The organism is Paenibacillus ginsengihumi DSM 21568, from assembly GCF_000380965.1.
Classification (GTDB): domain Bacteria; phylum Bacillota; class Bacilli; order Paenibacillales; family NBRC-103111; genus Paenibacillus_G; species Paenibacillus_G ginsengihumi.
In genome coordinates, this window is record NZ_KB905555.1 from 61,701 (window position 1) to 85,756 (window position 24,056).

The 24,056-nt window shown below is 59.3% G+C and carries 21 protein-coding genes and 1 pseudogene; 17 read left to right on the forward strand and 5 right to left on the reverse strand.

Going from position 1 to position 24,056, the window contains the following annotated elements; translation table 11 throughout:
* Window positions 1-30: 30 nt before the first annotated feature.
* Genes ssuD through F591_RS0106410 form a run of 4 tightly spaced genes read left to right on the forward strand, consistent with a single transcriptional unit; the run spans window position 31 to window position 3,164 of the window.
* Complete coding sequence (gene ssuD / locus F591_RS0106395) at window positions 31-1,230, forward strand: FMNH2-dependent alkanesulfonate monooxygenase (RefSeq protein ID WP_019533763.1); 1,200 nt, start codon at window positions 31-33, stop codon at window positions 1,228-1,230.
* A complete protein-coding gene (gene ssuC / locus F591_RS0106400) occupies window positions 1,199-1,981 on the forward strand; it encodes an aliphatic sulfonate ABC transporter permease SsuC (protein WP_019533764.1) in 783 nt (260 codons plus the stop codon). Before ssuD ends, ssuC begins: the two co-directional genes overlap by 32 nt.
* Window positions 1,982-2,016: 35 nt before the next feature.
* Window positions 2,017-2,802, forward strand: a complete 786-nt coding sequence (locus F591_RS0106405) for an ATP-binding cassette domain-containing protein (RefSeq protein ID WP_019533765.1) — start codon at window positions 2,017-2,019, stop codon at window positions 2,800-2,802.
* A gap of 59 nt (window positions 2,803-2,861) precedes the next feature.
* Window positions 2,862-3,164, forward strand: coding sequence for a hypothetical protein (locus F591_RS0106410; RefSeq protein WP_019533766.1), 303 nt, complete (start codon window positions 2,862-2,864; stop codon window positions 3,162-3,164).
* Window positions 3,165-3,559: 395 nt separating this feature from the next.
* On the opposite strand, the gene F591_RS0106415 is transcribed toward F591_RS0106410, so the two are convergent.
* Window positions 3,560-3,742, reverse strand: a complete 183-nt coding sequence (locus F591_RS0106415) for a hypothetical protein (protein ID WP_019533767.1) — start codon at window positions 3,740-3,742, stop codon at window positions 3,560-3,562.
* 734 nt (window positions 3,743-4,476) lie between these two features.
* Window positions 4,477-4,632 carry an aspartyl-phosphate phosphatase Spo0E family protein gene (locus F591_RS30085; protein WP_245580989.1) on the reverse strand — a complete coding sequence of 52 codons (156 nt, stop codon included), beginning with the start codon at window positions 4,630-4,632 and terminating at the stop codon, window positions 4,477-4,479.
* A gap of 187 nt (window positions 4,633-4,819) precedes the next feature.
* Here F591_RS30085 and F591_RS31920 point away from each other — a divergent pair, with 187 nt between their 5' ends.
* From F591_RS31920 to F591_RS0106440, 3 genes are all read left to right on the forward strand, one after another.
* Window positions 4,820-4,975 (forward strand): hypothetical protein, encoded by a 156-nt coding sequence (locus tag F591_RS31920; protein ID WP_019533770.1) that lies wholly within the window; start codon window positions 4,820-4,822, stop codon window positions 4,973-4,975.
* A 404-nt stretch (window positions 4,976-5,379) separates the two neighbouring features.
* Window positions 5,380-7,149, forward strand: coding sequence for a stalk domain-containing protein (locus F591_RS0106435; RefSeq protein ID WP_156829469.1), 1,770 nt, complete (start codon window positions 5,380-5,382; stop codon window positions 7,147-7,149).
* 25 nt (window positions 7,150-7,174) lie between these two features.
* Window positions 7,175-8,944, forward strand: coding sequence for a stalk domain-containing protein (locus F591_RS0106440; protein ID WP_019533772.1), 1,770 nt, complete (start codon window positions 7,175-7,177; stop codon window positions 8,942-8,944).
* 16 nt (window positions 8,945-8,960) lie between these two features.
* On the opposite strand, the gene F591_RS0106445 is transcribed toward F591_RS0106440, so the two are convergent.
* Window positions 8,961-9,863, reverse strand: a complete 903-nt coding sequence (locus F591_RS0106445) for a polysaccharide deacetylase family protein (protein ID WP_019533773.1) — start codon at window positions 9,861-9,863, stop codon at window positions 8,961-8,963.
* Window positions 9,864-10,025: 162 nt separating this feature from the next.
* On the opposite strand from F591_RS0106445, the gene F591_RS0106450 reads away from it, so the two are divergent.
* Both F591_RS0106450 and F591_RS33380 read left to right on the forward strand, forming a co-directional pair.
* Window positions 10,026-10,754, forward strand: a complete 729-nt coding sequence (locus tag F591_RS0106450; protein WP_019533774.1) for a phosphonate ABC transporter ATP-binding protein — start codon at window positions 10,026-10,028, stop codon at window positions 10,752-10,754.
* Between the two features lie 2 nt (window positions 10,755-10,756).
* Window positions 10,757-10,918: pseudogene (locus tag F591_RS33380) on the forward strand (group II intron reverse transcriptase/maturase); the annotation flags it as partial.
* A gap of 57 nt (window positions 10,919-10,975) precedes the next feature.
* Here the strand turns inward: F591_RS33380 and F591_RS0106455 are convergent.
* Complete coding sequence (locus tag F591_RS0106455; protein WP_019533775.1) at window positions 10,976-11,962, reverse strand: YpdA family putative bacillithiol disulfide reductase; 987 nt, start codon at window positions 11,960-11,962, stop codon at window positions 10,976-10,978.
* 260 nt (window positions 11,963-12,222) lie between these two features.
* On the opposite strand from F591_RS0106455, the gene fucU reads away from it, so the two are divergent.
* The 6 genes from fucU (at window position 12,223) to F591_RS0106485 (ending at window position 18,071) form a co-directional block, all read left to right on the forward strand.
* Complete coding sequence (fucU, locus tag F591_RS0106460) at window positions 12,223-12,654, forward strand: L-fucose mutarotase (RefSeq protein WP_026326408.1); 432 nt, start codon at window positions 12,223-12,225, stop codon at window positions 12,652-12,654.
* Between the two features lie 99 nt (window positions 12,655-12,753).
* Window positions 12,754-13,281, forward strand: a complete 528-nt coding sequence (locus F591_RS0106465; RefSeq protein ID WP_019533777.1) for an NfeD family membrane protein — start codon at window positions 12,754-12,756, stop codon at window positions 13,279-13,281.
* A 119-nt stretch (window positions 13,282-13,400) separates the two neighbouring features.
* Entirely contained in the window at window positions 13,401-14,957 is a 1,557-nt protein-coding gene (locus F591_RS0106470; RefSeq protein ID WP_019533778.1) for a flotillin lipid rafts scaffold protein FloT, read from the forward strand.
* Between the two features lie 149 nt (window positions 14,958-15,106).
* Window positions 15,107-16,501, forward strand: a complete 1,395-nt coding sequence (locus F591_RS0106475) for an MATE family efflux transporter (protein WP_019533779.1) — start codon at window positions 15,107-15,109, stop codon at window positions 16,499-16,501.
* 86 nt (window positions 16,502-16,587) lie between these two features.
* Window positions 16,588-17,403, forward strand: a complete 816-nt coding sequence (locus F591_RS0106480) for an SDR family oxidoreductase (protein WP_051109120.1) — start codon at window positions 16,588-16,590, stop codon at window positions 17,401-17,403.
* A 272-nt stretch (window positions 17,404-17,675) separates the two neighbouring features.
* Window positions 17,676-18,071: a hypothetical protein gene (locus F591_RS0106485; protein ID WP_019533781.1), complete on the forward strand. Its 396-nt coding sequence runs from the start codon at window positions 17,676-17,678 to the stop codon at window positions 18,069-18,071.
* 193 nt (window positions 18,072-18,264) lie between these two features.
* On the opposite strand, the gene uraA is transcribed toward F591_RS0106485, so the two are convergent.
* Entirely contained in the window at window positions 18,265-19,545 is a 1,281-nt protein-coding gene (uraA, locus tag F591_RS0106490) for a uracil permease (RefSeq protein WP_019533782.1), read from the reverse strand.
* A gap of 1,807 nt (window positions 19,546-21,352) precedes the next feature.
* Between uraA and F591_RS0106500 the strand changes: the two genes are divergently transcribed.
* Both F591_RS0106500 and F591_RS0106505 read left to right on the forward strand, forming a co-directional pair.
* Entirely contained in the window at window positions 21,353-22,522 is a 1,170-nt protein-coding gene (locus F591_RS0106500) for a DUF2264 domain-containing protein (RefSeq protein WP_019533783.1), read from the forward strand.
* A gap of 329 nt (window positions 22,523-22,851) precedes the next feature.
* The gene (locus tag F591_RS0106505; protein ID WP_019533784.1) at window positions 22,852-23,628 is read left to right on the forward strand and encodes a (S)-benzoin forming benzil reductase; all 777 of its coding nucleotides are present in this window, start codon (window positions 22,852-22,854) and stop codon (window positions 23,626-23,628) included.
* Window positions 23,629-24,056 lie beyond the last annotated feature (428 nt).

The window sequence follows — 24,056 nt, forward strand, 5'->3', positions numbered from 1 at the left end:
ATTTTTCAAGATAGATAGGAGCGATCAGTTATGAACGTTTTTTGGTTTATTCCGACGCATGGCGACGGGCGGTATTTGGGAACGAACCGCGGAGCGCGGGCTGTCGATTACAGCTATATGCGGCAAATCGCCCAAGCGGTTGACAGACTCGGCTACGAAGGCGTGCTGATTCCTACGGGCAAATCATGCGAGGACCCGTGGATCGTCGCTTCGTCTCTGGCGCCTGTCACGGAGCGGCTGAAATTTCTCGTTGCGGTCAGACCCGGCCTCATGTCGCCGACGCTGGCCGCGCGCATGACGGCAACGCTCGACCGGATTACGGGCGGCCGGCTGCTGATCAACGTCGTTACCGGCGGCGATCCTCTCGAGCTGGCGGGCGACGGCTTTTTCCTCGATCATGGGGCCCGCTATGCGCTTACCGACGAATTCCTCGAGATTTGGCGCCGCGAGCTGGCCGGCGAGGAAGTATCCTACGAGGGGGAGCATCTTGCTGTCCGCGGCGGCAAGCTGCTGTATGCGCCGGTTCAGCGCCCGTATCCGCCGCTGTATTTCGGCGGCTCTTCGGCTGTGGCACAGCAGGTGGCGGCGAAGCACGTCGATCTGTATTTGACCTGGGGGGAGACTCCAGCGCAGGTAGCGGACAAAATCGCCGCAGTCCGCAAGCTTGCCGCTGAGCAAGGGCGCACCGTCCGCTTCGGCATCCGCCTTCATGTGATCGTGCGCGAAACCGAAGCCGAGGCATGGAGTGCGGCCGACGAGCTGATTCGTCATCTGGATGACGAGACGATCGCGCAAGCCCAGCGAGTGTTCGCCCGCTTCGATTCGGAGGGCCAGCGGCGGATGACGGAGCTGCATCGCGGGGACCGGAGCAAGCTGGAGATCAGCCCCAACCTGTGGGCCGGCATCGGTCTCGTGCGCGGCGGAGCCGGGACGGCGCTTGTCGGCGATCCGCAGACGGTTGCCGAGCGGATGCGCGAATATGCCGAGCTCGGTATCGAGACGTTCATTTTCTCCGGTTATCCTCACCTGGAAGAAGCGTACCGGGTCGCCGAGCTGCTATTTCCGCTGCTGCCGCTGGACAGGAAGGCGGAGGCCGCGGGCGGCTCATTCATCAGTCCGTTCGGTGAGATCGTCGCCAACAACGAGCTGCCGAAGCAAGAGATTGCCGTAGGCAGGGAAGGAAAAGAGGGGCGAGCCGATGAAGGCAGCATTCGACAGACGGCGATTTGACGCCCTTCTGCCTTGGGCGGTTCCGGCGCTGGTCTTGATCGTCTGGCAGGCGCTCGGTTCAGCTGGCGTGATCCCCTCGCGCATTCTGCCGACGCCGTGGGCGGTGCTGGAGGCGGGCTATCAGCTCGCCCGGCAAGGAACGCTCCTCGAATCGGTGGCGGTCAGCACGCAGCGGGCGCTGCTCGGCTTCGCCATCGGAGGCGGCATCGGCTTTGCGCTCGGGCTGCTTAACGGCGTCGTGCCGCTGGCCGAGAAGCTGATCGATTCCACCGTTCAAATGGTTCGGAACATACCGCATCTGGCGCTCATCCCGCTCGTCATCCTCTGGTTTGGGATTGAGGAGGAAGCGAAGCTGTTCCTCGTCGCTTTGGGGGTCGCTTTTCCGATCTATCTGAATACGTTCCACGGCATCCGCTCGGTCGATCCCGGACTGATCGAGATGGGCAAAGTGTACGGCCTCGGCAGGCTCGCCCTGTTCCGCAAAGTGATCCTGCCCGGCGCCCTGTCGTCCATTCTCGTCGGCGTCCGCTTCGCCCTCGGCATCATGTGGGTGACGCTGATCGTCGCCGAGACGATCTCGGCGAGCTCCGGCATCGGGTATATGGCGATGAACGCCCGGGAGTTTATGCAGATGGACGTCGTCGTGCTGAGCATCGTCATGTATGCGCTGCTCGGCAAGCTGTCGGATTGGATCGCCAGGCTGCTGGAACGGACGTGGCTCCGCTGGCACCCGAATTACCGCAACATTTGATTATATATGCGATGTTAAAGAAAGGAGCGGTAGTCATGAACAATCGGCGAGCGGGCCGAGGGATATCGCTTACGGTTCGCCGGGCCGGCAAGCGTTTTGGGGAGCTTGCCGTTCTAAGCGGCATCGAGCTGGATATCAGGTCTGGACAATTCGTCGCCATCGTCGGCAAAAGCGGCTGCGGCAAAAGCACGCTGCTCCGGCTGATCGCGGGCCTGGACCGCCCGAGCGAAGGCGAGCTGTTCGCGGACGGAGCGCCAGTAACCGGTCTTCATCCCGATGTGCGGCTGCTGTTCCAGGACGCGCGGCTGCTGCCATGGAAGACGGCGGCCGCCAACGTGCAGCTCGGCGTCCGTTCAGGCGGTAAGGAGGCGGCGCTGACGGCGCTAAGGCTCGTCGGCCTGGAGCACAAGGCAAGCGAATGGCCCGGCGTGCTGTCCGGCGGCCAGCGGCAGCGGGTGGCGCTGGCTCGCGCGCTGGCCGGAGAGCCGCGGCTGCTTCTGCTCGACGAGCCGCTCGGCGCCCTGGATGCATTGACGCGCATCGAGATGCAGCAGCTGATCGAGCGGCTGTGGCTCGAGCAAGGCTTCACGGCAATTCTGGTGACGCATGATGTGAGCGAAGCCGTAGCGCTGGCCGACCGGGTCATTCTGATCGAGGAGGGCGCGGTCGCTCTGGATGTGCCGGTTGCGCTGCCAAGGCCGCGTCAGCGGGATCACCGTTTTGCCCGATTGGAGCAGCTGATTTTGGATCGGGTGATGGGCAAAGACGTCGAACCGGCCGAAGCGAGCCAGATCTTGGAGCCCAGCTCGTTATTTGTCTGAACGACGGTTTTTCTGTACGAATGGTTTCGGTCTGTACGAATGTGGAGGAGGTGTGACGGATGTCGGTATCCTCTATGCCTGCGGACATCCGAATAGCCGAAGACGAGATGCTGCAGCTGCCGGACTACCGGTTCGTCATCTACTGCTTTGAGCAGTTCGGTTTGAACCGGGGCATTTACAATACGATCGACGAATGGCTGTACGATCAAGGGTACGTCAATATCATAGAGCGCAGGCGGGAGCTTGTTCGCTTCTTGAGCGCCGTGCAAGCGGGCGGGCGGAAGCAAGGGGACCGGTTCCTGAAGTTCGGCAAGGGAGGTCTGATGAAGCGCCTCGGCGAATTTTTGGAAGCCAACGCCTAGCGGGAAGGAAGAGAACGGCCGGGTTCCGGCGTCGGCCGCTTAAGGCAACCCGGTCTTAAGCGGCGCGTCTTGCAGCGCCTGGCGCGGACAGATGCAGACCTGCGGCTCTGCATCACTCCAGCCGCCATGCATGCTGCAAGAGGCAGTTACCGGCCGGACAAGGCCGCGGCGAACGGCGGGCTTACAGGGCGGCGCCGACGATGAGCCGCACCATGATGACCGATGCGGCCGCAAAGCAGAGGCACGAAATACTAGGCGGCCAGCAGCGAGCCGAGGAGAGGCCTGGCACTTTGCCGGGCGTCTTTTCAAAATTAAAAAAACCGCCAGGGCCGTGCACTCGCATGCCTGCCTGACGGTTTCCTTAACAGAAAGCGCTTACTCGATGATGAAATGTTTTATTGAACGTTGCGACGAGAGTCAATAAGCTGTTCGTCAAGCCCGCGCTTGATTTTCTGAATAGCGTCCACCTCAAGCTTATGATTTTGCGGGAAACGGACGCCCGTCAAAGCCAGCGCTTCATTCAAAGTCAACTCGACGAAAATTTTCTTCTCTTGCAGCTGTTGTACATCCTGATTCATGGTTCATCGCTCCTTCAATCAATATATTCCTGGCGCGTCGAACAAGCGGATCAAGTGCTGCGTCTTAGAGGGGCCAAATTGCTGAAACCCTTGATATTGCTCGGTTTTAATATAACACATCATGTAAAGTTTTGCAAGAGCAGATTGACGGCAGGCCGAAGAAAACCAGCCGATGCCCGGCTGGCCATCATACCGGCTTAAACGTTCGGCTCCTGCTGATTATTCCCGTCTTGGCCGAAACAGAAGCTAGCAGTGATCGGTGGATCGCATTGCGGCAATTCCCGTTCCGAGCCCCGCGAACGTTATTTCTGTGCTTTTGATTCGGCTGCTTCGGAATCCTTGTTGTTGCCAGGCTGCTTCTTTTTGCCGTTATTGTTCGCATTGTCTCTGGACACCGCGGAATCCTCCTCGCTGTTTTGGCATGAAATAAGCGCGACTCCCGGCGCGCGGCTCGCCCATGGTGGCGGTCAGCCGCATATAGTATATCCTTTCAACAGCTTGTTTCATTCTTGATGATCGGTGTTAAGAGCCTGGGATTGATATCCGATTCGCTAGGAATGTTCATATGCCCTTCAATTAGGAAAAGCGTCCATCGACGCCCATTCAAGGAAGAGCGAACACGGTTTAACGATAGTTTGTCTTGATACAGAAAGTCGCACTTGCACTTTGCTTTATCAACTTTCTCCTCGTAACGTTAAAAAAAGGCGCCGGCTTAAAACCAGGCATCCGACGGGTTATTTGATCTTCCTCTGCATTCTTTTTCGCTGCATCGCCAGAACGATCCGGTCTATCTTCTGGCTGAGCTTGACGACTTTAGGGTCGACAAAGCTGCCGGTCTGTTCCACCAGCACGACAAGCTCGCGCCGCATCGATTCCAATCGCTGTTTCATCTCCACTTCTTCCATGAAAGGCATGTCCCCAATTCGGCCATTAATGATCTGTTTCGATTATTATAAATCTTTTTTTATATGAAAATTGTAAAAAACTGTCGATGCAATTGTTAATTTTTTTGACAAGAATCGACTATCATGAATCCGGAGCCTATACGCCAAAATACAAGGGCGGGAGGTGAGCACAATGAGCAAGCGAAACGGCGCCGCGCCGGACGGCAGAAAAAATCCGAACTTTAAAGAGAACAAATTTACGGAAGAGCAGACGTTCATGCGCGCGGAGAAAGCGGCCGACCGGCCGCCAAGCTTGAACGGCATTCCGAAGCAGACCAATCCGCAATAAACGCCGCAATTCGACAAAAACCGGAAGGTGCAGCCTCTCGCTTCAGAGATGCTGTACTTTTTTTATCGTTGTTACAGAAAGCTTAACTTCGCTAAGGATTAAAGCGAAGTGTGAGTTTCTATGATTATGATAAGCAGATGTAGAAAGTGCAATATTTTGGGCGATATTCCCGGGTTTGATGCCCATTTCGCTGAATTTGTTGCACAAAATACAACATTACCCTATCTTTTGCACGAAGGAAGCGGAAAATGTTGCATTTTTTGTTTGAGAGACGAACGAACCGCAGACGCTAGACTTCTTTGCGCGGTTGATGTTAGTATTTGTACTGGAAATATGCCGGAATGCGCCGCCGACCCATGCAGGTGCGGCGCGCATTCCGCTCGCGATAAGGAGCGCTATTCAAGTTGAACAGACGAACAACGATGTGGACAAGCTTTTCGCTGGCAGCACTGCTGCTGGCGGGCGCGGGCACGGCCGAAGCGGTTTCCGGAACGTCGTCCCGCGCGGTGCTGACGGACGGGGGCCGTGAGGCCGTCGTCAATGGCGCGGCGGTGCCGCTGACGGTGCCTGCCGTGCAGAAGGAAGGCGATTTTTATGTGCCGGCCCGCTGGGTAGGCGAGACGGTAGGCCATGTGCCGGTCTGGCACGGCGATCGGGGCATCATCGGCTGGCTTACGCCCAATGCTTACCTGGAATGGGATTTCGGGCGGGGCGTTGTCGCAGTGAACGGCGTAGACTCGCCGATCGGAGGCGACGCATACATACAGGACGGCAACTTGATGGTGCGGCTCGCCTGGATCGCTACGCATCTCGGCGTGACTTACCGGATTAGCCCGGAGTCGGCCCGCGCCGAATTCGAGTTTGTATCTGAGCCGGCCCGCGCCTACGAGGAATCTGCGTATCCCGGCGAAACGCAGCCGAATTCGCGGCCGGTCGCCAAGTTTATGCCGGGCAAGCCCGTTTATCGTCCGGGAGAGCCGGTTAAGTACGTCGATTTGAGCTACGACCCCGATGCCGAAGGGCTGCCGGTGTACGAATGGAGCGGCAACGAACCGGCTTTTTTTGCGGAAGGTACATATCCGGTGACGCTGGTCGTCAAAGACGGCAAAGGCAATGTCAGCCTGCCGTTCACCCGGACCGTAACGATTGCGGGCGAGCCTTACTTGTCGAAGGAGGAATATGCTTGGCATGCGACGCCGATTGGATCGGTCGTTCCGGGCCAAGACGACGCTTGGGAAGAGAAGCTTGTCCAGGCGCCGGAATGGAAGGCGGCGATTCGCCATAACGAGCAGCGGCCGCTCATCAGCGCAGGGGAAGCGGTGCATCTGACAGGGCAGGGAACGGTGTACGAAGCGCCGGTAAGTGCCGGAGCGGCCCGTTTGTACGCTCATCCGGTCAATGCCAGCGGCGGCAAGCTGCAGTGGGTGACGGCAATCCGCAATCCGGACGGCGCCAAGAGATTATTCGTTAAAGTAACCCGTGCGGGGGAAACAGCACCGAGCTGGTATCATCCGGGAACCGGAGCGCATACGGCGATCGATTTCCTCAGCGGACCGGCGGCGGACAAGGCGATTGAAATCGGGCCGGGTGAAACGGCGTTCCTTCATCAATATGCGATGGAGAGCGGGCAAGCGATGAGCTTGCTGGCGGATCTCGAGCTCGACGGCGATGCGGTGCTGATTTTCGCCGCGACCGCGCCGGGTGAAACGGCGGAAAGCTGGAAGCCGCTCCAGCAAGCGGAGCCGGCTGCCGAGGAACGCGGCACCTACGCCGCATCCGAGGTCGAGATATCGGCCCCTGCAGGCGGCATCAGCGAGCCGGCGCGCATTCGGCTCAAGGCCGATCCGCAGCTGCCTCCAATTGCCGCTGTCGACGGCATCGCCGGGACAGCGTTTGACGGCCGGAGCGGCCATGGCGTCACCTATCGGATCCGCCTCGATTATCCGCGCGAGCTGGCCATCGGCGTTCGCCCGGGCGACGGCGTGTTGAAAGGCGCGTTCAAAGTGAACGGAAACGTGATTATGGCTCCGGAGGGGGGAGTGACCCCCGCGGACGGTTACCTGATGCTTCATCGCACGGAAGGGACGGAGAAAGCGGTCGAGATCGAATATACGCCCGCGCCGGGTTCCGCCGCCGCCGATTCGCTCATTCTGATCCCGCTGCTTACTCCGTAAAACTACACGAAAGGACTTATTTTTCATGTTCGATTGGAAAAAAACAGTAACCGCCGGCACAGCCGCGGCGCTGCTGTTCACGCAGCTGACGGCTTCCGCCGTCATGGCTTCGGCCGCTCCGGAGAGCGCGGAGATGATCTTGTATGCCGGCAAGCATGAAGCTTACGTGAACGGCCGGCCGATTCAGCTGGAGCTGCCGCCTGCCCGCAAGGAAGGGCGTACCTACATTCCGCTTGCCGTCTCGGACGAACTGTTCGGCTTGAACGTCATCTGGAACGAACCGACGCAGTCCGTCCGCCTGCTCACGCCCAAAGGGCTGCTGGAGTGGGTTCCGGCTGCCGCGGCGGTGAGGATCAACGGGGAGGAACAGCCTTTTGGCGATTCGGCGTATATGGAAGACGGCCGCTTATACGTCGACTTGGACTGGCTCGGCGAATATGTCGGCTTCAAAGCCCGCTTCAACGGCGAGCTGCAGCGGCTTGAGCTGCTGTACATCAAGCCGGGCTTCAGCGGGTCGCTCGGCAACGACAAGCTGCCGAATGCGAAACCGGTCGCCAAATTCGCCTTTGACAAGGACGTATACCGCCTCGGCGAGCCGATCCGATACACAGACCTCAGCTACGATCCGGACGGTGACGAGCTGATTTCGCGGGAATGGATCGGGAACGCCAAAGCGATCTTTACCCCGGGGCTCTACAAAGTCTCCCTGAAGGTCACCGATGCCAAAGGAAATGTCAGCGACGAGTTCTCGCGCAATGTGCTCGTTTCTTCCGAAGAATACCTGGACCCGTTCGAGCACGGCGTCTATTACGAGCCGGTCGGCAAATACGTGCATGAGGAAGAAGCGGTGCTGCGCAAATATTTGCGCGACATTCCGCAGTTCAGCATCGACGTGAAAACGTCGAACGAGCGGCCGCTGATCGTCAGCGACAGCCCGGAGACGTTCACGGAAAAAGGCTTCCTGTACCAGGAGAAGGTAAACGGCAAGGCGCGGCTGTACGCCGATCACGTGAACGGCATGAACGAAGAGGTGCAGTTCGCAATCGTCGTGCGCAATCCGGACCCGGAGAAAACGGTCACGATCAAGACGACGAACCGGGGCGAAGTGTACCCGTCCATTTACGCCAACCTGATCGGCCATGAGGCGACACTGGAATTTTTGCAGGGCGAGCAGCCGCCGGAGACGATGGTGCTCGGGCCGCACGAGGTGGCATTTTACCGTCTGATGACCAAGTTTTATCCCGGCCAGGGCGTCAACGTTATCTACGATGTCGAGACGGACGGAGAGGTGTACTTCTCGTTCGTGGCGATGGACCCCGGCGCCGGTCCCGAATCGGTCGGCACCTACAAGCAGCTGCCGTACAGCGGAAACGTACGGGGGACGTTCGAAGGCTCCGAAGTCCAGTGGACGATCCAGGCGGATAAATTCGATACGCCGACCAGCGTGACGATCGGCGACGGAGTGACGGACAAGTTCGTGACCGGCTACGATTTCTTCACGCAGGAGCCGTCCACGAATCTCGGCAACTACGGCGTCGTCTATAAAATCCGCATCGAGCGGCCGCGCAAAATGGCGCTGCTGCTGCTAGCCAGAGGAGGCCCGTTCCGCGGTCCGTTCAAAATCAACGGAACGATGGTCGCGGCTCCGCCTTCCGGAATTATGATGGATTACCAGGGGTACACGATTCTGACCCGCACGACCGGAAACGAGAAGGCGCTGGACATCGAATTTTCGCCTGCCGCAGGCTCGGCCTTCCCTGTGGACCTGATTTTTTATCCGATCGACGAGAAGTAGCCTCTCCCTAATGCACCTACTTCTCCTTCGGTATATCGAACAGCTCGGGGACAGTGACAAGCTGAATATTTTGCCCCTGGAGCTGCTCGATGATCCGCGGCAGCGCCTCGACGGTACCTGTCAAGTCCTCGCCTGCGCCGCCCCCGGCATGCTGCAAAATGACGCAGCCGGGGACGATATGGCCGAGCACGTTAGCCGCCACTTGGTCGCCGCTCAAGCCTTTCCAGTCCAGCGAATCGACGTTCCAGTTGATGATATAGTTTTTTTGGCTGGCGAGCCATAATATTTGCTGCTCGTTGACGTTGCCGTACGGCGGGCGGAACAGTCTCGGCGTATAGCCGATCATGTCGCCCAACAGCTTTTCTGTTCTCAAAATTTCGTCGCGAAAACGGGCATCGTCCATTTTAATCAGATTCGGGTGGCTGTAGGAATGAGTGCCGATCACATGTCCTTCGGCGATGATACGCTTTATCATGTCCGGATGAGCTTCCGCCCGGTTGCCTACGACGAAGAAGGTCGCATGGACCCCGTACTTTTTCAATACGTCGAGCACCATCGGCGTGAAGCGGTTATCGGGCACGTCGTCGAAGGTCAGTGCGGCCTGCCGCTTCCAGGAAGGGCCGCTGAACAGGAAGGTGCTGCGGTACTTCTGGTGCAAATCGGTAAGCGACAGCGGGACGTTCTTTCGCGTGGCGCTTTCGCTGCCGGAATGCAGCTGCGGCGTAGCCGCGTGCGCCTGCGGCCGGTTCGGCGCTGTCCCGCCAGCCGCCTGCGGCCGCGGCGCAGCAGCCAGGCCGGGCTGCTGCGCCGTTCGGCTTTGCTCCGGCGCCGGTTGGCTACTCCGGCTTGCGGTGCAAGCCGTCATCGTCAGGAGGGCGCAGAGGGCGAGTGTGAACATGCATTGGACGGGGCGCATCATGAATGATCGCAACCTCTCTTTCATGCCATCTTTGTCTTAGCCTTCACATTCTTCCCGAAACGGGTCCTGCTTATGAATGACCTGGCGCTGCAGGTGGTATTGCGCCGGAAAAACATGTTATAGTGAAAGTACAATTTTCGTCAGATAAGGAGCATCGGACGCATGATCATCGTTCGCAATCTGAGCAAAACGTACCCGCCCGGTCACCAGGTGCTGCAGCGGGTCAGCTTTCAGGCCGACGAAGGGGAGCTGATCGCCTTGGTCGGCGCCAGCGGCAGCGGCAAATCGACCTTTTTTCGCTGCCTGATGCTGAAGGAGAAGTGGGATGAGGGGCAGTACATATACGAGGGCAAGGATATTACGCAAGCGAGCCTGCTCGAGAAGCTGAAGCTGCGCAACGAATGGATGCTGCTCGAGGAGAAGCCGACGCTCAATCCGCGCAAGAGCGCAGTCAAAAACGTGCTCAGCGCGCTGCTGTTCAAGAAATCGTGGTGGCGCTTTCTTACGAATACGGTTTCCGAGGACGACCATATGGAGGCGATGGACTGGCTGGACCGGGTCGGCCTGCTGGATAAGGCGCACGAGCCCGTCGAGAAGCTGAGCGGCGGGGAGCAGCAGCGGGTGGCGGTATGCCGGGCTTTGATCAAGGGGGCCAAGGTGATCTTCGCCGACGAGCCGGTGTCCGGTCTCGATCCGGACTCTGCGGCCAAAGTGATCGAGGACCTGAAGACGCTCTGCGTGAAAAACAAAGTCGTCGTCTTCGTCATCCTGCATCAATTGGAGCTGGCGGAAAAGTACGCTTCCCGCATATGGGGCTTGTCCGGCGGCAAGCTGGTCGTGGATATCGCCGGAAGGCGGCTGACGCAGCGGGAGAAGGATCTCATTTTTTAAAACTCCGGGCGCTCGGTGTTCCGGAATGGGCCTGCATCGTCATGGCGAACTCCCGCCGCGGACCGTGGGAAATGTCCCGCAATACAAACAACGCCCTCCCGACTTCCTATTGGGAAGCGAAAGGGCTGAAAAGTTTGCTTTCTCGTTATCCGGAGCTTTGCTAACCTTTTGGAACCGCCGTCTGCGAAACCCGCATGTACGGTACTGCGAGAGAACGCGGGCTAGCCGCCCCCTCTTACTCGATCGGCGATATGCTCCGCGATTTTGGTGCCGTGGTGGCGTCCGGTCTCGATGAAAATCTCGTTCGCATTCGTCCCCGAGGCGGCCACGCCGGCGATATACAGGCCCGGAACGGTCGTCTCCATCGTATCCGGATCGAACAGCGGGGTGCCTGTTGCTTCATCCAGCTTCGCTCCTGCGCTGACGAGCAGGCTGCGGTCCGGACGAAATCCGGTGAGCGCCAGCACAAAATCGTTCTCCAGCTCGGTCTCCGTGCCGTCCGCATCGATCGCGATCGAATGCTCGCCGATGCGAATGACGCGGGAGCGGAACATCATGCGAATGTAGCCTTTGGCGACCATGCTTTCGAAGATCGGGCGCACCCACGGCTTAATGGTGGGCGAATACTGCTCGCCCCGGTACACGACGGTGATGTCCGCGCCGGCCTTGAAGAGATCCATCGCGGCGTCGATCGCCGAGTTGCTTCCCCCGATGATGGCCACCTTCGTTCCCGCATACGGGTGCGCCTCGCGATAATAATGCGATACCTTCGGCATCTCCTCTCCGGGAATACCGAGCATATTGGGATGGTCGAAATAGCCGGTGGCGACGACGACGCGGCGGGCGCACACCGTCTCGCGCCGCTCGAAGCGGTCGACAACGTCCAGCTCGAACGTTCCGGCCGACGTCTTTCTTACGCTCGTAACCGTATGGTACGGCCTGACCCGCAAAGCGCTGCGGGAGGCCACCGTGCGATAGTAGGTCAGCGCCTCGAGGCGCGTCGGTTTTTCATTCGGCGTCGAGAACGGGTACCCGCCGATCTCGAGCAGCTCCGGCGTGCTGAAAAACGTCATATATGTAGGGTACAAATAAATGGAATGAACGACGTTATGCTTTTCGATGAGCAAGGGGTCGATTCCCGTTTTTCTCAGTTCCAGAGCGGCCGACAGCCCGCAGGGACCCGCTCCGACAATCACAGCCTCTTCCATGTAGCGGCACCTCGCAAGTCTTTAAGATATGATGACAAACCACCATGTTAATACTAACCGATTCGCGGCCGCTGTGCCAATATCCTGCATGGCGGCCAGCGGTGCATGCGAAAGCTGGAGGCGGCCAGGCGCCAAGGGGCCAAGATGCGAAAGCGAGGCGCGGGAGCCGCCTGCTTGCGCGTAAGCGCGGTTTTCCACAATGTGGCTTAACACAATGGGGGCCATATGGTATGATCGGGTTTCAGGAGGTGTCGGAACCGATGTTAAAAGGAATTCCTGCCATCATTTCTCCCGAACTGATGAAAATATTGATGGAAATGGGGCATGGCGACGAGATCGTGCTGGCCGACGGCAATTTCCCCGCCGCAAGCTGCGCGCAAAGGCTGGTGCGCGCGGACGGTCATGGCGTGCCGGCGCTGCTTGCAGCGATCTTAAGCTTGTTCCCGCTGGACACGTATGCCGAGCACTCCGTCGGCCTCATGGCCGTCGTTCCCGGCGACCCGGTGAAGCCGGTCATATGGGACGAGTACAAGCGGCTTACGGATATTTACGAGCCGGAGGCAGGCAAATTCGAGCTAATCGAACGGTTCGCCTTTTACGAAAGAGCCAAACAAGCGTACGCCATCGTAGCGACCGGGGAAACGGCGCAGTATGCCAACATTATTTTGAAGAAAGGCGTCATCAAGCCTTGAAATCGACGGGAAATGTTGAAGAATGTTACAAAAGAACGAAACTTTCTGTCCGCATCATCGTAAGTAAAGTGTACCCGAAAGGCTTGGGGGTGTAAAATAATGCTCGCTTTCTATTGGGGACTGCTGCTGACAGGCGCTCTGTTCGCGCTCGTTACGGTTGTATTCGGAGATTTGCTCAGCAATGCGCTGGACGGCCTGCTTGATTTCTTGTCCGGCGATTGGCTGCAGTGGCTGCAGCCGATGGTGATTTTCAGCGCTATCGCGACGCTCGGCGGGGCGGGAATACTGCTGACCGAATATACCGGGCTTAGCGCTGCGACGGTGTTCGTGCTGTCCTTGCTCATCTCGATCGCCGTTGCTGTGCCGGTCTATCTGTTCTATGTCCGGCCGATGGACAACAGCGAGAACTCGGTGGCCTTCTCGATTCGCGATCTGGTCGGGCGCATCGGCGAAGTCTCCGTTCCGATTCCCGTCGGGGGATGCGGAGAAGTTCTGGTCAGGACGACCGGAGGATTGACGAACCAGATTGCGGAAAGCTTCGATGGGGAAAGCATCGAGTCGGGGGCCAGAGTCGTGGCTGTCGACGTGAGAGACGGCGTGCTGCTCGTCTCCCGGCTCGATTCTTAAATAAATAGACGCCGATGACGAGCGATTCCTTTCGTCATCGGTCGTCACCTTCGGTGTTGAAAAATTCGCCGGAGGGTTCCATCCAATTTTTCAAGATAGAAAAGAGAGGGAGATGACACATGAGTGATGTTTTGCTTGTACCCGTCATTGTCGTCGCAGTGATTGTCGCGCTTGGCCTTGCTTTCTGGGCCAGGTACAAAACGGTCAGTCCCGACGAAGCGATGATCGTGACCGGCTCGTTTCTCGGCAGCAAGAACGCGATGACCGACGATACCGGACGCAAAATTAAAATCGTGCGCGGGGGCGGCGCCTTCATCTTGCCGGTGTTCCAGAAGGCCGAGTTTTTGTCGCTGCTATCGCATAAGCTTGACGTCTCGACGCCGGAAGTATATACCGAGCAAGGGGTTCCGGTCATGGCCGACGGCGTGGCCATCATCAAGATCGGCGGCACGGTCGAGGATATCGCCACAGCCGCGGAGCAGTTCATGGGCAAGCCGACCGAGGCGCTGAAGGGCGAAGCCCAGGAAGTGCTGGAAGGCCATCTGCGGGCGATTCTCGGCTCCATGACCGTGGAAGAGGTGTACCGCAACCGCGACAAGTTCGCTCAGGAGGTGCAGGGCGTTGCCGCGAAGGATCTGAAGAAGATGGGCCTGCAGATCGTCTCGTTCACGATCAAGGACGTGCGCGACAAGCACGGTTATCTTGACGCTCTCGGCAAACCGCGCATCGCAGCGGTCAAGCGCGATGCGGAGATTGCCGAAGCCGAAGCGGTGCGGGACGCCAGAATCCAGAAGGCGCGCGCCGAGGAGGAAGGCCAGAAGGCGGAGCTGCTGCGCGATACGAACATAGCCGAAGCGAACAAGGAGAAGGAGCTCAAGGTCGCCTCGTTCAAGAAGGAACAGGACATGGCCAAGGCGGAAGCCGACCAGGCTTACCATATCCAGGAAGCGCGCGCCCGGCAGAGCGTCGTCGAGGAGCAGATGCGCGTCGAGCTCGTCCGCAAGGAGCGCGAGATCGACCTGGAGGCCAAAGAAATTTTGCGCCGCGAGAAGCAGTATGATGCCGAAGTGAAGAAGAAAGCGGACGCCGACCGCTATGCCATCGAGACGCAGGCGGAAGCGGATAAGCTGCGGCAAATTCGCGAGGCGGAAGCGATGCAGTACCGGATCGAAGCCGAAGCGAAGGCGCTCGCCGAGCGCAAGCGGCTGGAAGGATTGGCTGTCGCTGATGCGGAACGGGCCAAAGGTGCGGCCGAGGCCGAAGTGATCCGGCTGCGCGGTCTGGCGGAGGCGGAAGCGAAGGAAAAGCTGGCGGAAGCGTTCGAGAAGTTCGGCGAAGCGGCTGTGCTCGATATTATCGTGAAGATGCTGCCTGAGCTGGCAGGCAAGGTGGCGGAACCGATCAAAGGCATCGACAAGCTGACCGTTGTCGATACGGGCAACGGCGAAGGAGCGGCCCGCGTGAGCAACTATGTGACCTCGCTGATGGCCACGGCTCCGGAGATGCTGAAGAACGTCAGCGGAATCGACGTCGAACAGCTGATCAAAGGGTTCACCCAGCGCAGCTCCATCGCCGCTCCCGCCGCTCAACCGGTCAAGGCCGCGCCATTGCAGCCGGCTGCCAAGCCGGTCGCGGAGGAACCTGCGGACATTCCACCGGCGAAGGTCGACGAGTAATTTACGAACCGATATTTTCGGTATATAATGATTCGTACGGAAATCATTGATCAAATTCATGCTTCAGAGGCAGCCGGTGCGGCTGCCTTTCTGTTCGCCAGCATCGAAGGGGCAGCTCGATCTTTGCAGTACGAAATGGAGGAGAAGGAGTGGCTAGCGCGATCAATACGCATACGGATTTGACGGAAGGACCGATAGGCCGGACGCTGATCTTTTTTGCGATTCCTTTGCTGCTGGGCAATGTTCTGCAATCGCTCAACGGAACGGTCAATGCGATCTGGGTCGGCAAATTTTTGGGAGAAAGCGCCTTCGCCGCAACCTCGAACGCCAACAACATCATGTTTTTTCTGCTCAGTCTCGTGTTCGGCATCGGCATGGCTTCCACGATCCTGGTCGGGCAAAGCATCGGCGCCCACAATGAAGCACAGGCCAAGCGGGTAGTCGGCACGAGCCTGCTCTTTTTCATGGGCGTTTCGCTGTTGATCATGGCGGGCGGCCTAATGCTCTCCGATCGGATTCTGCTGTGGATGCACACGCCGGCGGACGCCATGCCTCATGCCGCCACTTATTTGCGGATTTCATTCCTCGGCGTTCCGTTCATGTTCGGTTTCCAATTCGTCATGATGATCATGCGCGGCGCCGGCGATTCCAAGACGCCGTTTTATTTTCTGCTGTTGTCGACAGCGCTCGATATCGTGCTCAATCCGCTGTTCATTTTCGGCCTCGGCCCGCTGCCGCGGCTGGAAACCGCCGGATCGGCCACGGCCGCCGTATTGGCGCAAAGCGCCAGCCTGGTGCTGCTGATCGTATATTTGTACCGCAAGCGGTATTTTTTGCGGCTGACCCGCCAGGATAAGCATTACGTCCGCCTGGACCGGGCCATTGTCGGCGCCCTGGTCAAGAAAGGAATCCCGATGGGGCTGCAAATGATGGTCGTGTCGACGAGCGCTATCGCTCTCGTCAATCTGATCAACGGGTTCGGCTCAGCCGCCACCGCCGCATTCGGCGCGGCGATGCAGCTGGCGAGCTATGTACAGATGCCGGCCATGGCCATCGGCGGCGCCGTCTCCTCGCTTGCCGCCCAAAACATCGGGGCGGGCAAGTGGGACCGCGTGCACAAGACGACGATGATGGGCATCGCCATCAACTTTGTGATGACCGGCGCGCTGGTCGGCATCATCTACGTGTTCAATCGGCAGGCGCTGAGCCTGTTTCTCCAGGACGAGGCGGCGATCGCGATCGGCATGACGGCCAACGCCATTACGTTATGGGCGTTCATCCTTTTCGGCATCACCTTCGTCGTGTCCGGCGTCGTCCGCGCGACCGGCGCGGTAATGGTGCCGCTATTGACGACGTTCCTTGCGCTTTGGTGCATCCGCGTGCCGCTCGCTTACTATTTGGGAAGCCAATACGGCATCGATGCGCTGTGGTGGAGCTTTCCGCTCGGCTTCGCCGTCGGCATCGTCTGCTCGGTCGCTTACTACGTATGGGGCGGCTGGCGCCGCGCGACCATGTTATCCGCCGAGTCTGCGAGCGTAAGCTGAAGCCTCACATACTTTTCGCGCCGTTCGGGCAAACCAACCAAGGAGAATGAAATCCGACATTTCACTTGGGAAGGGAAGAAGAGGAAATGAGCGTGCAAATACTGCCAAAGCCGCGCATTCAGCTGCCTGATTTGCAGGATAAAGTCGCCTGGATTACCGGCGCCGGCTCCGGCATCGGACATGCCGCCGCAATGCTGCTGGCGCAGCAAGGCATGAAGGTGTGTCTGGTCGATGTGAAGAACGATCGGCTCGCTCAGACAGTGAAGGACATCACGGATGCGGGCGGCCAGGCGATGACGGTCGATGCGGACGCAGCGGACCCGGCCCGGATCGCGCAAGCCTTCGAGCAGACGGTGAAGCAGTGGGGGCGGCTCGACGTCGTGTTCGCCAATGCCGGAATCAACGGTGTCCTTGCTCCGATCGAGGACATGAAGCCGGAGGATTGGGACCGCACGCTGGACGTCAATCTGAAGGGGACGTTCCTGAGCGTGAAATATGCCATACCGCATATGAAGCAAAGCGGCGGCAGCATTATCATCACAAGCTCGATCAACGGCAGCCGCAGCTTCTCCGGATTCGGCATGACGGCTTACAGCGCCTCCAAGGCGGGACAGGTCGCTTTTGCCAAGATGGCTGCTCTGGAGCTGGCCCGCTACAAAATCCGCGTCAATGCGATCTGTCCTGGCTCGATCGAGACGAATATCAAGGAAAATACGCAGCCGACGCCGGAGCTCGGCAAAATCAAGATTCCGGTAAAATACCCGGAAGGCAGCCAGCCGCTGGAGCACGCTCCCGGGCAGCCGGAGCAGGTCGCCGAGCTGGTCGCTTTCCTGGCGTCGGAGGTATCCAGCCATATTACCGGCACGGAGCTGTTCATCGACGGCGCCGAATCGCTGCTGTGAATGTTCACGGTTAACATCGAACGTTTGGAAGGGCAGTCCCGTTCTCCGGGGCTACCCTTTTTTTCTTTGCGGGGGTGGCTGCTGCAGCCGTTTTGGCGCCTGGGCTTGTCCGATCGCCTCATAAATATGGTATAGTGGTACAATAGACGCCGTTGACGAACGAACCCTTTATCATCGGCCGTCACTTCGGCTGAGAACAGCTGCTTATGATCCACAATGTCGCGGCGCTTGGAGCTGGCTGTCATCACCGCCGTACAGGGGAGGAGAAGCCGTTGAACGAGGACTTTATTCAAATCAAATCATTGGAAGGCGATCTGAAAATTTCTCACAAAAAGCCCGGATTCGGACTGACCGTATCGACCAAGGAGCTCGTCTACCAGAAGCCGCACGCAAACTACATTATCAAGCTGGAAGATATCGTCAGCATTACGCCTTACGAGGAGCCGCGTTACCGCCGCCCGATCGTCTTTCACAGCCGCAAAGCGGAGGGGAAAGAGATCGTGAATCTCGAGGCGGGAATGCCTCATTACCGCATTTACGTCAAGAAGGCGACGCTGCATAACCGGAGCGGCCAGTTTCGGCTAGGGGCGTCGCAGTTTATTTTGCCGGTGCTCGGCGAGCTGCTAATGATCATCTCAAAGCATGCGGGCCTTGACGCCATCGTATGATCAGGACAGTCTCCGGCCGCGTTCGCATGACATGCAGCTTGATCAGGACAGTCTCCGGCCGCGTTCGCATGACATGCAGCTTGATCAGGACAGTCTCCGGCCGCGTTCGCATGACATGCAGCTTGTACGTAAAAAGGACCTCCGCTGTCCACGGCCAGGTGGAGCTTGAGGTCCTTTTTTCAGTGGGGGCAGCCTATTCCCGCTCGTTCAGCCATTTCAGCTTCTCCAGCGCTTTGAAGAAAAGGCTGAGCACGATCGCCAGCACGGTGGCCAGTGCCATGCCCTTCAAGGAGAAATGCCCGATATTGACGGACGCCCCGCTTATGCCGATCACAAGAACGACCGTCGTCAGGATCATATTGCTCGGCTTGGAGTAATCGACCTTGCTCTCAACGAGCATCCGGATGCCGGAGGCGGCAATGATGCCGAACAAGAGCAGCGAGACGCCGCCCATCACTGCGGACGGAATCGTCTGGATCAGCGCCGCCAGCTTGCCGACGAACGACAGGATGATCGCCAGGACCGCAGCTCCGCCGATGATCCAGGTCGAATATACGCGGGTTAGCGCCATCACCCCGATGTTCTCGCCGTAAGTCGTGTTCGGCGTCGAGCCGACGAAGCCGGAGATGACGGTGGAGATGCCGTTGCCGAGCAGTGAGCGGTGCAGGCCCGGATCTTCCGACAAGTTGCGGCCGACGATGTTGCTGGTGACGATCAGGTGGCCGATATGCTCGGCAATGACGACCAGCGCAGCGGGAGCGATGACGGCGATCGCGGTCAGGCTGAACTGCGGCGCATAGAAGGTCGGGAGCGCGAGCAGATCGGCTTCGGCCACCGCTTCAAAATGAACGAGCCCGATGCCCCAGGCGATCACATACCCGGCGACGATGCCGACCAGAATCGGGATGATCTTGAGAAAGCCGCGAAACATGACCGAGCCGATAATCGTGATCAACAAGGTCGATACGGATACGATGATGGTCGGCACGTCCGGCTTCCAGTCGGCTGCGCTGACGTCCGCCGGCTTGATGATGCCGGCCATTTCGGCCGCGACCGGGACGAGCTCGAGCCCGATGACGGCGACGATGGCGCCCATCGCGGCGGGCGGGAAGACGACGTCGAGCCAGCGGGCGCCGGTTTTTTGGATGACCAGGGCGACCAGAATGAAAATGATCCCCGTCACGATAAATCCGCCCAGCGCGGCCTCGTACGATTGACCCGAGCCGAGCACCGCGAACACTGGCGACAGGAAGGCGAAGCTGGAGCCGAGGTAGGCGGGAATTTTGCCTTTGCAGATGAACAGGTACAGCAAGGTGCCGATGCCGTTCATCAGCAGGATCGTTGCCGGGTCCACCTTGAAGAGGATCGGCACGAGCACGGTGGAGCCGAACATGGCGAACAAGTGCTGCAGGCTGAGCGGCAGACTCTGCGCGATAGGCGGCCGTTCGTCCACTCCGATTTGGCGTTGCTGCAAAGAAATGCACCCTTTCGATCATTATGGAATGAAACCTTTCCGTATTTTATCAAATTTCGACAAAAAGTCTACGAAAAAATAAGCTACAGCATGATCTTTTTTGCAATTATTAGAAATTGTAAATGCATTGCAGAACAAAAGTGCGTAAGGACCCCTTTATAGAAGAGCTCCTTGGGAATGTTCGTCAGAAGCACGGCCTTCCGACCGATGCGGGGCCCACCCGGGGCCGAGACCCCAGCTAAGGCGCGGGCTACACCGGTGACCGGGCCCCCAGCTGAAGCGCGGGGCCCACCCGGGGCCGAGCCCCCAGCTAAGGCGCGGGCCCCACCGGTGACCGAGACCCCAGCCTAAGGCGCGGGCTACACCGGTGACCGAGACCCCCAGCTGAAGCGCGGGCTACACCGGTGACCGAGACCCCAGCTGGAGCGCGGGCTACACCGGTGACCGAGACCCCAGCTGAAGCGCGGGCTACACCGGTGACCGAGACCCCAGCTGAAGCGCGGGCTACACCGGTGACCGAGACCCCAGCTGAAGCGCGGGCTACACCGGTGACCGAGACCCCAGCTGAAGCGCGGGCTACCACCCAGGGCCAGGACCCACAGCCTGATGCACGGGCGCCCACCCGGGATACAGTAGCCCAGTCTGATGCCCGCGACCCAGCCTGTGCCCAGCTTGGGGCACAGGCCCCGGCTTTATTTCGCGCTGGACGTCTTAGCGAACGAATACCGCCTGCCTCGACCCGCTGCGCATTTTGTGTCGCTCCCGCAGACTACCTCTCAAGCCACTCCTACGGGCTACCATTCGAGTCGCTCGCGCAGACTACCTGCCAAGCAGATCCTGCAGGCTCCCATTCGCCCTTCGAGCAGATCCTGCAGGCCATTCGAGCAGGGGCAGATCACGGGGGCCCCCATCGGCAGACGTAACAGGCGCCAGAAGCATCCTGCCGGATACGAGGCGGATTCGGATTCCGCGAGGAGAAACGTCTATGACGAGCAATTCGTTCGTCATCGGTCGTCACCTGCGGTATTGAAAATTCGCCGAAGGGCTTCAGCGAATTTTCAAGATAGACCCTCATGCCGCTGGCGCAGCACCATCAGAAGATGAAAATGTGCCGCGCACCAAGCGCTATTTTCAAGAGAGCCAGCAAATGTTGTATTATGTACAACAAAAACTGGGGGATAAACCCTATTTGCGGCTCAAAGTTGCACTTTGTACAACATTTTGGACGATGTTTCCAGGTTTGAGGCCAATCCCCACAAAATTGTTGCACAAAATACAACATTATCCTTCCGATTGCACAAAGAATGCGGAAAATGTTGCATTTTTTGCAGGATTTGTTGCCTCATGTGCCCGAGTGTGCCCAGGGAGGGGCAGCGATAACGCGGAGTCCGAACACTCGTGCGAAGTTCGAATGCTAACGCGAAGTTCGAGGCCGAATGGATCTGAATACCCTATCCGCGATTGCTAGCTGGTCCAGGCCACCGGGGCGGAGAGCAGCATAAACAACGCCGTATGCGGCTTCCTCTCCCGGCTATAGGTCGCTTTTCGTAGCCCCGTGTCGGCCAGTAGCGTCATCAGGCTTCCCTTCCGGTCATAAGTCGCCTTGCCATGGGCTTCCCCCGTCCGGTTGTAGGCTGCTATGTTACTCGGCTTTCCCCGCCCGGGCCATAAGTCGCCTTGCCATGAGGCTCCCCGTCCGGCGCGACTGTCGGCGCAAAAAGAGGTTGACGGAACGGAGGCGGAGCGGTTGAATAGTTAATGTATGCCTTTTCATCCATTTCTATTATTGACAGAGGTGAAGCCGATCATGAGTCGACCGTCGGACGCAACGCTGGACCCCGGACTGCGCGACCGGAAATATTGGATTGCCGTGCTGGACAAGATCGCCCGGCCGGTGCTGGAGGCGCTGCGGCGCCGCGAGCTGAGGAAGGTCATGCCGCTGCAGGCGAAGGCGGACGACCGCGAGCATTACTCCCATCTGGAGGCGCTTGGCAGGCTGCTCACCGGGATCGCTCCGTGGCTGGAGGCCCGCGGTCTGGACCCGGAGGAAGAGGCGCTGCGCCAGGAATACGCACAGCTCGCCAGGGAAGCGATCGATGCGGGAACGGACCCTCATTCGCCCGATGCGATGAATTTCAGCTGCGGTCTCCAGCCGATCGTCGACGCGGCCTTTTTGTCCCATGCGCTGCTGCGTGCGCCCGTCGAGCTGCGCGGCAAGCTGGACGAACGGGTGCGGGCGCAGCTGGCCGCTGCGCTGAAGGCGACCCGCACGCGCAAGCCGGTGTTCAACAATTGGCTTCTGTTCGCGGCCATGACCGAGACGGCGCTGTATCAGCTGGGGGAGCCCGACTGGGACCCGATGCGCATCGACTATGCGATCAAACAGCATGACGGCTGGTATCTGGGCGACGGCATGTATGGCGACGGCCCCGAGTTTCATTTTGATTATTACAACAGCTTCGTCATTCATCCGATGCTGGTCGATATTGTCGAGGCGATGGGGGAGCATTACCGCGACTGGGGGAGCCGGGCGGAAGCGGTGAACGCCCGCGCTGTCCGGCATGCTGCGACGCTCGAGCGGATGATCTCGCCGGAAGGCACGTTCCCCGCCGTCGGACGGTCGCTGGCCTACCGCTTCGGCGCGTTCCATCTGCTGGCGCAGATGGCGCTGCAGCAGAAGCTGCCGGCGGATATCAAGCCGGCCCAAGTCCGCTGCGCGTTAACGGCCGTCATCCGGCGCATGATCGAAATGCCGGGCACGTTCGACGAGAACGGCTGGCTAAAGATCGGCTTTTGCGGGGATCAGCCAGAGGTGGGCGAAGGCTATATTTCGACAGGGAGCCTGTACTTGTGCGCAGCCGTCTTTTTGCCGCTCGGCCTGCCGCCGGCGCATCCGTTCTGGCAGGGCGAAGCCGACTGGACGTCCCGCCGGGCCTGGGGAGGACAGCCGCTGCCGGCGGACCGCGCCTTGAAGTAAGCTCCGCCTCGGCCATTGCTTGAAAAGGAAGCTGCGAGGGCAGCCGGGCGGAAAAGTCGGACGGAGAGCCAGACGAAAAGCCGGGCGAGAAGCCAGGTGAAAAGCCGGACGGAAAGCCAGACGAAAAGCCAGACGAAAAGCCAGGCGAGAAGTCTAGTGGAAAGCCGGACGGAAAGTCAGGCGAGAAGCCAGACGAGAAGTCTGGCGAAAAGCTGGACGGAAGCGGTGCGTTCCGCCCCCGGCTGCTTGTTTGAACTTCGGTTATTGGTCGGTCGCGCTTCGTATGCTACAATTAGCTATGTTTTTGGCGAACGGTAAGGAGGGATTAGATGACGAAAATGAACGGTTATGTAATTACCGGCGCTTCGCGGGGAATCGGCGAGGCGCTGGCCCGCAAGGTGATGGAGACAGACGGCAGCCTTGCGCATGTCGTCTGCGTATCGCGCACCGCAAGCGGGAGGCTGGAGGAGGCCGCCGCTGCAGCCGGTGCGCGGCTGAAGACGTTTCAATGCGATATCGGCCGATACGAGGAGCTCGACGAATGGGCAAGGCGCATTTTGGCCGAATTCGACCCGGAGCGGCTGCAATCGCTGTACTGGGTTAACAACGCGGGCGTGCTGGAGCCGATGGGGCCGATCGAGCAGGCCGATCCCGCAGCGCTGGCGGAGCATCTTCATATTAACCTGCTGGCGCCGATGATTTTATCCGGCGCTTTTATCCGGCATACGGTGGAATGGACGCAGGTGCGCAAGCGGCTGGTGCATATCTCCTCAGGCGCGGGAAAAAAGCCGTATTACGGCTGGGGTGCCTACTGCGCGTCCAAAGCAGGGGTCGACATGTTAAGCCGCTGTATCGGCGTGGAGCAGGGGACGGACGATTCGGCCGTCAAGACCGTGTCCATCGCCCCCGGCGTCGTCGATACCGCCATGCAGGAGCAAATCCGCGGCACGAACGAGGAGATGTTTCGCGATGTGGGGCGGTTCATCGAGTTGAAAAATTCCGGCGCGCTGTTCGCGCCGGAGGAAGCCGCAGCGCGCATTGCGCAGGTGCTGCGGGAAGATAGGTACGCGCAGGGGGATGTCATCGATATACGAACCTATTCGTGATCATTTGATGATGACCATCAGCCAATGTTCAGCAGCGAAGGGGACGACCGATGACGAAAGGCGCCAGCGACTGCGAACCCGGGAACGGCTGGAGCCGCTGACGTTAATCGGGCAACCGGCGCGGCGGCAAAGGCGATTCGCCTTGCTGCAAGCCCGGGGATGGCGCGTGCTTGCCGCGGGCAAGCATGAAAAACCGATCGCGGGCAGTGTGAGCTGCACGGGACCCCTTGAGCGCGCAGGCGCGTTCCTGGCCGCATGCGGAAGGCGGTCGCCAAGCAGCAGCTGCTTGCCGGTGGCCGGCCGAATGGCGCAGCAGCAGCGGCCACTTGTGCCGACGCGGGCCGAACGGCGCAGCAGCAGCGGCCACTTGTGCCGACGCGGGCCGAATGGCGCGGCAGCAGCGGCCACTTGTGCCGATGCGGGCCGAA